Here is a 12674-nt window from a genome sequence, read left to right on the forward strand (position 1 = left end):
TTAAATCCAATCATCCTCGACGAGGAAAGCGTTGACCGCAATGGCCGCTGCGTTGGCCTCGCCCATCGCAACCGCCACCTGTGCCGGCGGGTTAACCACGTTGCCTACCGCCCAAACGCGCGGGTGACTGGTGGCACCGGCGAGGCCCGTTTTGATCAGGCTGCCGCCCATGCCCGACGGCGGACTGTGGCGCTCAAGGTCGAGGTCAGCGAGGAACTCATCGTGCGGGTGGGGGATAGGCATGTAGAACAACGCATCGACGGCATGGCCATCGTCTCCGACCAGGACTTTTCCGTCGTGGAAGGCGGTGACGGGGCCGTCGACAAGCGCCATGCCCCGCCGAGTGAGGCCTGAGCTCTGTTCCTCGGTGAGCTCCATGCCGTTGGTGAAGAAGGTGATGTCCCTAGACCACTGGCGCAGGATCGCCGCATGCTGCAGGGAGAATTCGCCGATGCAGAGCACGCCGAGCTTCTTGTCCGCGACTTCGTATCCGTGGCAGTAAGGACAGTGGAGGACTGTATCTCCCCAGTTTTCCTTCAGGCCCGGGATATCGAGATGCACATCGTCGACGCCGCTGGCGACGATGATAGAGCGGGCAGCGATGGTCTCACCGTTGCTCAACGTGGCGGTGAGCGTGCGGTCATTATCGGTGACGGAATCCACGGTGGCGTTCACGATCTGCGCGCCATAGCTGCGCAGCTGCTCCTTGCCGCGCTCCTGGAACTCACGCGGTGGCGTGCCCTCGAGGGCAATCACACCGTGGATTTCGTGGGCAAAGCGGTTGCGCGGGGTAGAGGAATCGACAACGAGGACGCTGCGGCGCGCGCGGACCATGACCAGGGCTGCCTGAAGGCCGGCCGCGCCACCGCCGATGATGAGGGTATCTACTGTCTGCATGGCTCCGAGTAAACCATGTGGGGAGTGTTTTTCAATGGCTTTTCTTAAGCTGGTGGATGCTTCTCACTGGCTTGCCGTGCACGGTTGGGGCGAATTCTTCTTCCCCAGGGAGGTCTAGTACTCTGAACGTGTTGCGCGCAGTGCATGCTGACGCGTGACGAGGAGGCGTGGCAGAGCGGCCGAATGCACTGGTCTTGAAAACCAGCGTGGGGAAACTCACCGCGGGTTCAAATCCCGCCGCCTCCGCCATTTGTTTTGGGGGTCATTTGTTCAGGCTTTGCTTCTTGTCCTGCGCGGCTGTAACGAAGCTCAGAACGCATCCTGCCATTAGGAATCCGCTAATTTGCAGGTGGGTGGCCCAGTTTCCGCCGCCGCCAGCGACGGCGAGGAAAATGGAAAATGCAACTGCGGCAAGACAGTGGATGACCAGGCGGCCATGCGCCCCGAGGCGACAGTTCGGCCAGACCTTCTGGATAGCCCAGTTAACCGCTGTGAGAATGACGTAAAAGGTGATCCCGGCTAAGGCTCCAGGAACAAGGTAGAGCATGGATTTACCTCCTCTGGAGGGGCGGAATGACTGGCCGGTTTAGTTTATCTGAGTGGTGTTCTTGCCTATTTCCGGTAAACGTCTCGTCGGTGAGCAACGCTTAGGACGAGCACCACGAGCTTTCCGTCTAAGATTTCATAAACCACGCGATAGTGTCCGACTCGAATTCTGTACAGTTCGTTCGAGGCTTTTAACTTCTTTACTCCATCCGGCCGTGGGGTAACGGCCAAGTCTTCGATTGCAGCAAGTAGTCGCCTTTGTGTCGGTCTGTCGAGCTTGCGTAATTCCTTGGCTGCGGATGCCTTATAGGTGATGCGATAGGTGGAGTTAGCCATAGATGGCGATTAGGTGAGGCCCAGTTCTCTTTTGAGGTCTTCGTGTGAGATTTCCGCGGACTCTCCTCGGGCAAGCTTAGCGGCCTGAACGTCCTCACGATCTTCCAGTGCTTCAACTGCGCGGGCGAAAAATGAAGGAGAGACGACAAAAGCGCGAACACGGCTTCCACGACTGGTGATGGCGACGGGTGTGTGCTGTGCCTCTTCAAGGATTCGGCTTTGGGATTGGCGAAATTGGCTGGATGCCACTGACATCGTTTCCATGCTACAAATGTACATCTTGTACATTTCGGTTGGCAAGGTTTGAAGGATAGAGGGCTGCTACTCGTCTTTGCCATCGATTCGCCCAGCCAGGATGCGAGGCAGCGCCTCCGCCGCGGTGGCGGTGACCACGACGTCCGCAAGCGGCGAGAGATCCGTGGGCTGCGGGGTGACTTCCACGATGGGGATGCCGCGCGCGTGGGCAATCTGCGGCAGGCCGGCGGCGGGGTAGACCACGCCGGAGGTTCCCACGATGAGCAGTGCGTCCGCGGTGGACATGCGGCGCTCGGCCTCGGCCCACTCGTCGTCGGGCAGAGCCTCGCCGAACCACACCACGCCCGGGCGCACGAGCCCGCCGCACACGGGGCACTCGGGTGGAGTGATGCTTTCAACTGGCTCCGACGGGAACGCGATGTCGCCGTCATACGGCGCATCGCAATCGGTGCAGCGGAAAGCGAACAAGGAGCCGTGCAGGTGAACTACGTCCTGGCTTCCGGCGCGCTCGTGCAGGTTATCGATGTTCTGCGTGGTCACCGTCATGCCGCGTGCGGCGGCAATCGCGCGGTGCCCGGCGTTGGGCTCGGCCCGCTGTGCCAGCTGTGCGCGCCACAAGTACCAGGCGAACATGGGCTCAGGCTCGCTACGCCATGCGCTTATCGACGCCATCGCGACCGGATCCACGTTCTCCCAAATTCCCGTCTGCGCATCGCGGTACGTGGCGATGCCACTATCCGCACTCATTCCCGCGCCGGTGAAAACCTCGACGTGGGCGGCATCAGACAGAATCGAGTGTGCGCGCTCAAACAGGTGATCCATATGCCTAGAGTACGGCGATGAGCTCGCAGAATGCTATGGATGCGCCAAGGGCGATGCCCATGCGCCATAGGTAGCGCCGACCAGGTTCGTGCGCGGTGTTGATCTGCAGCTTCGAAGGATTCATGGAAAAGACTGCTATGCACATCGGGTCTTTAGGTTCTTTGTAGACTCCCATGCCACCGGCAAAGCGGAGTGCTTCATTGCGAACCTGTTCATCCTGGTCAGTTGGTATGGCTTTCACGTCCTTCGCGGATGTCAGCGTCAACCGGACGCCCTGAATCATGACGAACACGGTGAAGGCTATCCATGCGGCCACGAGGAGAAAGCCCGAGAAGGGGATATCTGGCACGACGGTGCAGACGGCGGTGAGGCACAGGCAGGCCGTCATTGTGAGGACTGTTTGGGCGATGAACGTGGCGGTTTTTTCAGTGAGCAGCTCCGCGCGCTGTGCCGTGGCCTCGGAGAAAGGAAGCCCCGACTCTGCCGGAACCTGCGCTGTCTTTCGAGCCAGCGAGACCGGCGGCACGCACAGCGGCAGCGCAATTGCGAATACGATGCCGATCCACACCAGGACCGTTGCGTTGAGGAAGGACTTTGGCTCGAAGCGGTCCGGGTTGCCCGAGCCATCGAAGTGGACCGGGATGGGATCGGGCACCGAGTCCCAGCGCAGCAGCAAGTACAACAGCGTGAGAGCACACACCACAGCGGTAGCGACGTAATACTGGCGGCTTCTCATGGCAGTGAGCTTACAAAGGGGGTGGCTGGTTGGGGGCGTAGCATTAGTCGCTCCCGCACATGGTTCCAGTCATAAGGTTCGCTTGGGGGGGCAAGTAAACCATCTGCACCTAGGTAGATGGTTCGTTTGGGTGCAAACAAACCATCTGACTAGAACCTTGTGAAGGGAACCTTTTGTGAAATCGGGAGGGCGTCCGGATGCTCGGTGTCTGAATAGTCGCTGAAGGGAGCTGCAAATGGTCCCTTCAAATTGGTCTCTCTACTTTAGTCCTTTCACTGAGCAAAAGGACCATCTGGGCGCAGAAAACTGGCTGTAAAAGGTCCCTTTGCGGTGAGTAGGGACCAGAGTATGGGGACCAAACTAAAGGGACCATGTGGCCGGGGTGATGTCGAGAAGGCGGAGCCGCCGGCTGAGGGTTAGAGAATGTCGCGGCGCGCGGCCGCGGCCTCGGACTCAAGCTTGGAGATGTGCTCCTGCCAGGCGTCGATGCCGCCGCGCAGCGAGTAGACGTTGCTGAAGCCGCGGGCGAGCAGGGCGTCGACTGCTTGCGCGGAGTAGAAGACGGTGACACCTGCAGCGGTAGTGCTATGGCGCACATCGGGGCCGTTGCGTTGAGGAAAGACTTCGGATCGAAGCGGTCGGGATGGGACCTGGGACCGAGCCCCAGCGCAGCAATTTTACCCCGGCGTGAGCGCATACACAGCGGTGGCGACGTAATACTGGCGGGTCCGCATGGCAGTGAGCTTTCAAGGCGACCGGCTGAGTTTTCCGCGTTACATGGTCTGGGTGAGCAGGTAGAGTCGAGTTCAAGCTGACGAAGAACCGGAAAGGACAGTAGCCGGCAATGGAACCTTATGTTGGAATTGTCGTGATGGAGCTTGCTAAAAAGTCCAGTTCATCTGCCCAAAGCTTCTTCCGCGAGGACTTTTATATTGTGTATGCGGAGTCGGACGAGAAGGCTCGAGAACGCGTTGAAGCGATGGCGAACGAGCAGGCTGATGGTGAGGACGTGAAGGTACGGCACATCGTGGACGTCGCGCCAGCCCTCTATGGTTATGTAGATCGCGATTGTGATCTCTACTCGCGGCACTTTGCGAACCTAGAGGACTACGAGCGTTTTGAGATGAAGCTCGGCGGAACCGACCCGTTGGCTGATTAATCGTAGACTTCGCGTCGGTGACCTAAGTCAACAACGGTGACTGTGACTGTGTTTTCGTATATTGCCGCGATAACGCGGTAGTCCCCGACTCGCCAGCGCCACAGACCGGATTTATCCCCCACGAGACCCTTGCCGCGCGAGCGCGGGTCTTCGAGTTCTGCCACTTCGCGAAGAAACCTGCTGACTCTCTTCTGCGTTGGTTTGTCTAACTTTCGGAAGGCTTTCGCACCGCGCGGCGTGAAGCTAATTCTCCACGCCACATTCAGCCTCTAGGTCTTCAAGAGAAATGGTCTCTAGCTCGCCACGGCGTGCGGCCTCGGCCTCGGCCTCCAGCGCATAGACGTATTCCAACTGGTCCAAGTAAGCGTCAAGTGCCTTTCGGAGGTAAAACGCGCCAGAACGTCCAGTCTTGGACGCCAAGGAATCAAGGCGCTCCTTTTGCTCTGCGTCAATACGCAAACTGATAACTGAACTACTCATGTAAACATGATTACACGAGGTGAAGTCCCATGTCTAGACCCCATCGCGATGAGATTCTTGCCAGGCGTCGATGCCGCCGCGCAGCGAGTAGACGTTGCTGAAGCCGCGGGCGCGCAGGGCCTCGACGGCCCGGGCGGAGCGCAGGCCGCTGGCGCAGTAGAGGACGGCGAGGTCGGCGGGGTCGATGGGCGGATTGTGGCCGGCGAGGATGTCATCGAGCGGAAGATGCTGCGAGCCGGGGATAAGCGAGGTGGCGCGCTCGGGGGCGGTGCGGACGTCGATAAGCGTGGCGTCCTCAGGGATCTCGCGGACGTCGGTTGGGTTATCGGGGCGCGCCGGGTTGGCGCCGTTCGCGCGCACGGGGATGTACTCCCAGGTACCGGCGAGGGAATCGTAGTAGCCCAGCGTGCCGATGAGCGGGGAGCCGATGCCTGTGAGGAGCTTGAGAGCCTCCACCGCTAGGGCGGAGCCGGCCACGCCGACGACCGGTCCCAGCACGCCGGCCTGTGAGCAGGAGGGTACCTGTGGATCGGTAGGGAAGAGGTCCTCGTAGACAGGGCCGTGGCCGGAGTGGAAGACGGTGAGCTGCGCGTCGTAGCCCAGAAGGGAGGCCCACACGTGCGGAATGCCCAGCTCATGGGCGGCCCAGGAGGCCAGGTGGCGGGAGTAGAAGTTATCGGTGCCGTCGATGATGAGGTCAGCGCCGCGCAGTTGCGCCAGGGCGGTATCAGGCGTGAGGCGCGAGAATTGCTCGACGGTGCACTCCGGGTTGAGGGCGTTCAAGGCCGCGGCGGCGGATTCGGTTTTGGGCTGGCCCACGGTTGCTGTGGTGTGGATGACCTGGCGGTGCAGGTTGGAGAGGGAAACGGTGTCGTCATCGAAAAGCAGGATGCGTCCCACGCCAGCGCCTGCTAGGTAGAGCAGGGCAGGCGAGCCCAAGCCGCCGGCACCGATGACAGCGACGGTGGAAGAGCGAAGCCGCTGCTGGATTTCAGCTCCCCACAGGGTTTCTTGGCGTGTGTAGCGTGAACTCATTCTGAAGTGCTCCGAGTTTTCCTAAGCTTTGTCTTGGTTCCCATTTATTCCTTATGAGGCCCACTCGATCGTTGCGATTTCTACCTCCACAACATCATCCTATCTACGAGTATGAATGAGTACATTCTTGTAGGAACCGGGTTGTGTCCTTTTAGTGTGGTGTATCTGTAGCCCGCGGTAAGCCTTGTGCCGAGCTGGGGAGCGTGTCAAGTTGTTTGTGTGTGGGGCTAGGTTTACAGGTATTTGTCGAAGCGGTCGGGGTAGGCCACGGCCATTTGGTTTATAGCTTGTTTCCAGCCGGAAACTCGGGCTCCTTCCATGAGTCTGCCGGCTGTCGCTGAGACTCGTTTGCCTTGCTTCGCTCTCTTTGCAGCTCGTTTGTCTTCGATATTGCAGATCATCAGCCACAGCGTCTTCAGCGCTGATTCATCGTTGGTGAACTGCACCCTGTTGCGGGTAGCTTTACGCAGTTCATTGTTGAATGATTCAATCGAGTTCGTCGTATAGATAACCTTTCTGGCCGCTGGTGGGAACTGTAGAAACGGTACGAAACGCTGCCAAGCATCTCGCCAGACCTTGACTGAGCGTGGATACTTTTCTCCCAATTCAGAGGCTTCAAAATCGTCTAAGGCAGCCTTAGCTGTGGACTCATCCGCGGCGGTGTAAATCTTTTTCAACGCGGCCGATACGCCCCGGCGATCCCCGTAGGCTACCCACCGGTTAGCGGCACGAATCAGGTGCACGATACAGGTTTGCACCATAGAGTTCGGCCACGTTGCCTCGACTGCTTCAGGCAGGCCTTTAAGCCCGTCACAGCAGACGATAAAGACGTCTTTGACCCCACGGTTAGAAAGATTGGCGCATACCTGCGCCCAAAATGAAGCGCCTTCTTCTTTGGCAATCCACAATCCCAAAATGTGCTTGATGCCGTCGAGATCCACACCGATTGCCATGTACGCGGACTTATTGACCACTCGGCCACCATCGCGGACTTTAATGCGCAACGCATCCAGGAAAATGACCGGGTAGAACTCGTCTAGCTGGCGGTTTTGCCAGACCATGACCTCATCGAGGACAGCATCGGTGACTGCGGAAATCGTCTCATGGGAAATATCAACCCTCATCGCCGTTGCCATATGGTGCTGGATGTCCCTAATTGTCATCCCACCGGCATACAAGCTGACGATCATGTCATCGACATCAGTCAAGCGCCTAGAACCTTTAGGAACCATAGTCGGCAAGAATGTACCAGCCCGATCCCTCGGGACATCAACGGTTACTGGCCCGTAGTTAGAATCCACGGTCTTTGGATACGACCCGTTGCGGTAATTGTCTGTCCCGGCAGCAGCTTTAGCGCTCCTGTCGCCAGACTCGTAGCCCAAATGGGCATCCATTTCAGCATTGAGCCCCCTGGTAATCGAGGCCTGCAACATGCCGCGAACCAGGTCATTGGCATCCGTTGTAGACGTGCCTAGGTCATCAATCAGCTTCGCGATCTCAGGGTTAGCAAGCAGCTTCTTTTCAATCGCATCAATCTTGGCCTTATCAGCCGGATCTCGTCGTGCCACAGTAGTCATTCTGGTCCATCTCCTCATGCAGGTTAGGTACCCACACACAAACCATCAGACACTCTCGAGCTGGGCATCCGGCACAAGCGCACTCGGCCGTATCGGCCGCAGACCAACTGCAAGATCGAGCGGTTCCACCGCACTCTGGGTGATGGTTGGGCTTACGCCCGCTGCTATACGTCTGAGGCCGAACACCGAGGCGAGCTGGATGGTTGGTTGCACTACTACAACCAGCATCGGACTCACACGGACTGCGGGAACCAACCACCCTTCTCACGATTGATCAACGTCCCCGGTCAGTACAGCTAGCGCGGGGAGCACGGTGGCCCATCCGACGGGCTCTATCCATCCGGCGGCTCATTCGTCTACCCACCGGTCAGGGCTAGACGGAGCATTGAACTAACTGCGCGTGGGGGATCAACTCATTGTGGTGAGCATGGACAGGCTTGCCCGCTCGCTTATCGACCTCCACCGCCTGGTCGATGAATCCACCGAACGCGGAGTATCCGTCAAGTTCCTCAAGGAGGGACAGACCTATTCATTAGATTCCAGTCCGGTGGCCAGGCTCATGCTCGGCCTATTCGGGTCTGTGGCGGAGTTTGAACGCGCGATTATTCGCGAGCGCCAAGCCGAAGGCATCGCGAAAGCCAAAGCCCGCGGCGTCTACAAGGGACGCGCCAAAGTCCTCAACGAGGAACAAATAATGCAGGCGGGCGAGTGGGTAAGCGAGGGGATTTCGAAAGTAGAGGTTGCCCGCAGCCTCGGCATTGGGCGCACCACGCTGTATAAGTAACTCAACCGGTAAGGCCTGACGCACCCTGCTATGCCTATTGCTATAGGTATTGCTATACCACTAACTATTTGCGTTGCTACTGTTTTATCTCTACATATTCTGTAAAAACTCTGAACAGTGTGTAGCGTATCGCTATAGAAGTTTTCTCCCTTTCCCAAACTCTCTTAAGGACGTTCGATGAAAGCTCTCTCGCGAAAATTGCTGGCTTTTGCCTCAGCAAGCCTATTAATTAGCGTTGGCCCCGGTACTGCAATAGCTCAATCATTTTCTGGATTGCCAGCCAGCGATGATGCTCAAACAGCGATGGAAGAATCCGAGTCGCTTAATTCTGCAAATGATTTTGATTCCACTGTTGATGGTGGTGAAACCACACAACAAACAGTTGATAGGCCGTTTGCTCAATGGGGAATTGCAACCCCTCCGGGCGCAGAGGGTTATGAGGTGAACCAAGCCACGACCGAAGAACTTAACCCACAAGGGCTAAACGAATGGCATCCAACCCCTAATCCGAACAAAGAGATTATCCCCGGACAAATGCGCTCTGACCGGGAAGAAATCCCCGCTGACGTGGATAAATCCGAGGCGGATAAAGCAGAGATCCGTGAAGCACAGCTCGCAGATCCTGACACCCCTACTTTGAATGCTCGCCCCGGATGTGGAGTCTATTGGCCACTTGAGTTTGAAGTATGCGGATTAATCAAAGAAAAATACGACAGCATCGGTGGCCCCAAGAGTTTTCTCAACTTGCCCAAATCTAACGAACTGACCAATCCAGATGGAGTGGGAAAACGCTCCGAATTCGTTAACGGCTATATCTACTGGCACCCCAAGACAGGAGCCCACACGGTAAGCCTTCCCGTATCCCTTGTCTGGGAGCGCCATGGCTGGGAGAAAGGATTCCTCGGCTATCCCACTACCAGCGATATTCCCCAGGGGAACGCCTGGTACAAGCAAGATTTCCAAGGCGGTCACGTCTATACCCACAATTTCCTCCCCCCTTCGCAGGCCAGCATCCAAGGTGCCATCTACGACAAATGGCAATCCATGGGCGCCCAAAACGGTGAACTCGGCTACCCCATCAGCGATGAACTAACCACCCCAGACGGAATCGGACGCTACAACGTCTTCGAACACGGAATGATCTACTGGACACCACAACACGGAGCGCACCCAGTGAGCGGAACATTTTTAGTTCAATACGCCGAGAAGGGGTTCGAAAAGGGACCTTTGGGATACCCCACAGGAGATCCGGTTGCGCAAGATAGCTTCTGGAAAGAGCAAGCATTCGTAGGAGGAAAATTGACAGGAGTGACTAAAATATCCAAAGATCTCTACTGGCCAATTTCCGGACCGCCTATTGATTCTCCTGTTCTCCAGAAATCAGATTCAGAAAAAGACGAGGTGGCAGCCGAAAACTATGCGTCCCGAGTTCTTCCATGCATTAGCTACGAGCTCTCATCAAGCACGAATCTAGCCGCGTGGCGAGTTCCTGGAAAAGGGGTAGTACTCCTAGACTGCGGACGATTCCGCACGCATATGGTCCCCAATCCAGAAGCTACAGGCAAAGCGGGACATTTTAAAAATTATCCTCCAACCAGGAAAGAATGGTACGACTTCTTGGGATGCGCCTCATATACCTTCCAAGCGGAAGATTTTGATCGAGCACACTCTGGAAACTGGGGTAGACAAAGAGGAAATACTTATAGTGGCGTCTCTAGTGTCATGATTGCCCGCAATGAAACCAATGCTTTTGTTACAGGATGGGCAGGAAAAGATGAATATTCTGCAGAGTGGGCAGGGTGCGTCAAAAATCTTCCGCTTTCCTGGCAGTAGAGGTAGGGATTATGTCTCCTCAGAAAATTTTCCTTCGTCCAGAACAAGGGCATCCGAGTTCTTTGTGGCCTTCCAAAGGATTGATCACTGCTGAAGAGAACAAAAGAGCGTTCTGTCTTCCTGAGGACATAGGAATTAAACCCGTTTTAGGAGAAGAGATACTTGAATGGACAAGCGAATTTCAACAAAATTTTCTCGATAGTCCCGATAGCTTTCACCAACGTCCTCGCTGGAAAGACCAATTCAATAGGTTCCAGTGGTACGACACTGGTTGGAACATCACGTACGCATTAAGAAAATTTTTTCCATCAGTACAGATAGTCCCCCAGTTCTCCCAATTCGTTTTGTCCGTCAATGAACGAAGAGAGAATTTCGGAAAGGAACCCCTTTGCCTTCCTGGAGAAAACCTCGTAGGCCACGTAGACATAAGGAGCTTCAGTGGAAGTGTCTAAAAGGGAGCCACATATAAATAGTCCTTGCTTCGGTTGAACAAAAGTTATAAAGCATCGATTTTGTCCACCAAGGCCAAATTCAACGGTTGCTTCCGTTAGCGTGGTATACGAGTGAGTTCCTGTGATGGGCCCCGAGGACAAATAGGGCGACCATCATGGGTACCTTTCGAATCGACTTCTACCTATCCTTGACAGGACGACACCGATTATTAGGCTGTGTCAAGTTTTGTGGACGGGGAGACTCGTTAATTTAGTGTTTATGCCGCTTGGGCGGCTGGTGTTTCTGGGTTGAGGAAGCGGTTCATGGACTGGGCAGGTACCTGTCCGGTCGCGGTGTGGATCCGCTGCCGGTTGTAGTACGTCTCAATCCATTCACCGACTCGCATACGAGCTTCAAGCTTGGTGGGAAACTGCTTGATTTTGTACATCAGATGCAGCTTCAACGTCGAAAAGAATGACTCCGCCACCGCGTTATCCCAGCACACGCCGACCTCACCGACGGAGAGTCGAAGATCAATAGAAGCCGCGTACTCAGCGAATCTCGCCGTGGTGTACTGACTGCCGCGGTCCGCGTGGAAAATCGCATTACCAGCAACAAAGCCCGCGGGGACTGCTGCCGGCATAGGGGCGGCTACGGCGATGCTTCCAGGCGTAGTCGCCGGCTCGGGAGACTTCCAGAACCCTGGTCATCATCGTTACCGTGTAGCGTGGTTTAGCCGCGCCTCTTTGTCGAAATGCTCGATGACTTTAAAGATGTCGTCTTCTAGTGCTCTCTGGCGAAGAAGGCGGCCGCTTTTTTAAAAACTCGTTTTCAATCTCCAATTCGCGGACTCGTTTGGCCAGCTCATTCGGGTCTTATGAGTCGGGATCTGCTTTGCGCATGTGTGAGCCGGATCCGGTGCCTTCGGTGCCCTGGGCCGTGGTGCCCCAGCGGCCCAGAGCAGAGGCGGATACCTCGTACTCTGCAACGACTTCGGCGCGGGACTTGCCCAGCACCAGTACGGCGTCTACGCACTGCTGCCTGAACTGATCGGAATAAGCGCTAGGCATAATGACCATTCTTCATGTTGAGAGTTTCTCCATCAACAAGAATCCTGACACCTCAATCAACCCCGGACCGCACCCTAGCACCGCCCCTGACACTGTCCTCGATTCAGAAAGCACAGATACACCAATTCCGAGGACTTGACCAACCCCAAGTTATCCACAGGGGTTAACCTGCACGTTTACCTATTTTACCTGGTCGCTTGTAACTATGTCCCTGTAGATCTATACCAAGGGTGATCGGTCAAATTAAAGTTGGATACCGTCCTTACGATCGAAAGGGCTCCCGCCTCACTATCGTTCGTTGGGCTGCCCGCACATACTTAGGCAGTGCTGGTTTCCTCTTTGAGTATTTGCCCCACCCTGCCGTAGGTGATACCGAGAAGGTAGGCAATATCGCGGTAGTTGTACCCACTATCCGCTAGCCGCCGAGCATGTTGCGACATATTGGCAAGCTCGTGAGCTTCACGCTCGCGGATGGCGGCAAGTTGTTCGCGGATAGCTTGAGCTTGTTGCTCTACTTCACCAACAAGGTCAAGATGAACCATAGCTGTTTCGGGCGAATCGGTAAGCTCCGGGAAAAGGGCGAGAGCGTCACGGATTTCTTCTTGAATCTGGTCAAGACGACGCGCCTGAACGATAACGCCAGGGTCTTCAACAAGTTGGGCAACCCACCAGTTCTCGCCGCGCTCAACACAGGCAGTAAACGTATTCATGT

Annotated in this window: 17 protein-coding genes, 1 tRNA gene and 1 pseudogene; 5 read left to right on the plus strand and 14 right to left on the minus strand. The window is 56.2% G+C overall.

Going from position 1 to position 12674, the window contains the following annotated elements; genetic code table 11:
- Nucleotides 1-897: an NAD(P)/FAD-dependent oxidoreductase gene (locus tag ACLI1P_RS00520; protein ID WP_411709144.1), complete on the minus strand. Its 897-nt coding sequence runs from the start codon at nucleotides 895-897 to the stop codon at nucleotides 1-3.
- A gap of 161 nt (nucleotides 898-1058) precedes the next feature.
- On the opposite strand from ACLI1P_RS00520, the gene ACLI1P_RS00525 reads away from it, so the two are divergent.
- Nucleotides 1059-1146: transfer RNA gene (locus ACLI1P_RS00525), tRNA-Ser, on the plus strand.
- A 13-nt stretch (nucleotides 1147-1159) separates the two neighbouring features.
- Here ACLI1P_RS00525 and ACLI1P_RS00530 read toward each other — a convergent pair.
- The 6 genes from ACLI1P_RS00530 to ACLI1P_RS00555 form a co-directional block, all read right to left on the minus strand.
- Entirely contained in the window at nucleotides 1160-1444 is a 285-nt protein-coding gene (locus ACLI1P_RS00530) for a hypothetical protein (RefSeq protein ID WP_411709145.1), read from the minus strand.
- A 65-nt stretch (nucleotides 1445-1509) separates the two neighbouring features.
- Nucleotides 1510-1779 (minus strand): type II toxin-antitoxin system RelE family toxin, encoded by a 270-nt coding sequence (locus ACLI1P_RS00535; RefSeq protein WP_411709146.1) that lies wholly within the window; start codon nucleotides 1777-1779, stop codon nucleotides 1510-1512.
- Nucleotides 1780-1788: 9 nt separating this feature from the next.
- Nucleotides 1789-2034: a type II toxin-antitoxin system Phd/YefM family antitoxin gene (locus ACLI1P_RS00540; protein WP_411709147.1), complete on the minus strand. Its 246-nt coding sequence runs from the start codon at nucleotides 2032-2034 to the stop codon at nucleotides 1789-1791.
- A 66-nt stretch (nucleotides 2035-2100) separates the two neighbouring features.
- Nucleotides 2101-2856 carry an NAD-dependent deacylase gene (locus tag ACLI1P_RS00545; protein WP_411709148.1) on the minus strand — a complete coding sequence of 252 codons (756 nt, stop codon included), beginning with the start codon at nucleotides 2854-2856 and terminating at the stop codon, nucleotides 2101-2103.
- A gap of 4 nt (nucleotides 2857-2860) precedes the next feature.
- Nucleotides 2861-3592 (minus strand): DUF1648 domain-containing protein, encoded by a 732-nt coding sequence (locus ACLI1P_RS00550; protein ID WP_411709149.1) that lies wholly within the window; start codon nucleotides 3590-3592, stop codon nucleotides 2861-2863.
- A 416-nt stretch (nucleotides 3593-4008) separates the two neighbouring features.
- Complete coding sequence (locus ACLI1P_RS00555; protein WP_411709150.1) at nucleotides 4009-4188, minus strand: hypothetical protein; 180 nt, start codon at nucleotides 4186-4188, stop codon at nucleotides 4009-4011.
- 248 nt (nucleotides 4189-4436) lie between these two features.
- Between ACLI1P_RS00555 and ACLI1P_RS00560 the strand changes: the two genes are divergently transcribed.
- The gene (locus tag ACLI1P_RS00560; protein ID WP_042528787.1) at nucleotides 4437-4751 is read left to right on the plus strand and encodes a DUF4288 domain-containing protein; all 315 of its coding nucleotides are present in this window, start codon (nucleotides 4437-4439) and stop codon (nucleotides 4749-4751) included.
- On the opposite strand, the gene ACLI1P_RS00565 is transcribed toward ACLI1P_RS00560, so the two are convergent.
- The 4 genes from ACLI1P_RS00565 to ACLI1P_RS00580 all read right to left on the minus strand — a co-directional run bounded on the left by ACLI1P_RS00565 (nucleotide 4748) and on the right by ACLI1P_RS00580 (nucleotide 7843).
- Nucleotides 4748-5011, minus strand: a complete 264-nt coding sequence (locus ACLI1P_RS00565; protein WP_083311434.1) for a type II toxin-antitoxin system RelE family toxin — start codon at nucleotides 5009-5011, stop codon at nucleotides 4748-4750. The two genes, ACLI1P_RS00560 and ACLI1P_RS00565, sit on opposite strands and share 4 nt — an antisense overlap.
- A complete protein-coding gene (locus tag ACLI1P_RS00570) occupies nucleotides 4995-5231 on the minus strand; it encodes a ribbon-helix-helix protein, CopG family (protein ID WP_042528789.1) in 237 nt (78 codons plus the stop codon). The genes ACLI1P_RS00565 and ACLI1P_RS00570 overlap by 17 nt, the downstream gene beginning before the upstream one ends.
- Nucleotides 5232-5264: 33 nt before the next feature.
- Nucleotides 5265-6266, minus strand: a complete 1002-nt coding sequence (locus tag ACLI1P_RS00575) for a ThiF family adenylyltransferase (RefSeq protein ID WP_411709151.1) — start codon at nucleotides 6264-6266, stop codon at nucleotides 5265-5267.
- Between the two features lie 233 nt (nucleotides 6267-6499).
- A complete protein-coding gene (locus ACLI1P_RS00580; protein WP_411709053.1) occupies nucleotides 6500-7843 on the minus strand; it encodes an IS256 family transposase in 1344 nt (447 codons plus the stop codon).
- A gap of 63 nt (nucleotides 7844-7906) precedes the next feature.
- Here ACLI1P_RS00580 and ACLI1P_RS00585 point away from each other — a divergent pair.
- The 3 genes and pseudogenes from ACLI1P_RS00585 to ACLI1P_RS00595 all read left to right on the plus strand — a co-directional run.
- Nucleotides 7907-8143 (plus strand): annotated as a pseudogene (locus tag ACLI1P_RS00585) (integrase core domain-containing protein); the annotation flags it as partial.
- Between the two features lie 100 nt (nucleotides 8144-8243).
- A complete protein-coding gene (locus ACLI1P_RS00590) occupies nucleotides 8244-8627 on the plus strand; it encodes a recombinase family protein (protein WP_408929899.1) in 384 nt (127 codons plus the stop codon).
- Between the two features lie 177 nt (nucleotides 8628-8804).
- Complete coding sequence (locus ACLI1P_RS00595) at nucleotides 8805-10460, plus strand: LGFP repeat-containing protein (protein ID WP_411709152.1); 1656 nt, start codon at nucleotides 8805-8807, stop codon at nucleotides 10458-10460.
- 709 nt (nucleotides 10461-11169) lie between these two features.
- Here the strand turns inward: ACLI1P_RS00595 and ACLI1P_RS00600 are convergent.
- From ACLI1P_RS00600 to ACLI1P_RS00610, 3 genes are all read right to left on the minus strand, one after another.
- Nucleotides 11170-11535, minus strand: a complete 366-nt coding sequence (locus ACLI1P_RS00600) for an integrase core domain-containing protein (protein ID WP_408932216.1) — start codon at nucleotides 11533-11535, stop codon at nucleotides 11170-11172.
- Between the two features lie 232 nt (nucleotides 11536-11767).
- Entirely contained in the window at nucleotides 11768-11962 is a 195-nt protein-coding gene (locus tag ACLI1P_RS00605) for a transposase (protein WP_408929902.1), read from the minus strand.
- 317 nt (nucleotides 11963-12279) lie between these two features.
- Complete coding sequence (locus tag ACLI1P_RS00610) at nucleotides 12280-12672, minus strand: hypothetical protein (RefSeq protein WP_408932215.1); 393 nt, start codon at nucleotides 12670-12672, stop codon at nucleotides 12280-12282.
- Between the last annotated feature and the right edge of the window lie 2 nt (nucleotides 12673-12674).

The sequence above is a fragment of the Corynebacterium tardum genome, assembly GCF_046717785.1.
GTDB lineage: Bacteria > Actinomycetota > Actinomycetes > Mycobacteriales > Mycobacteriaceae > Corynebacterium.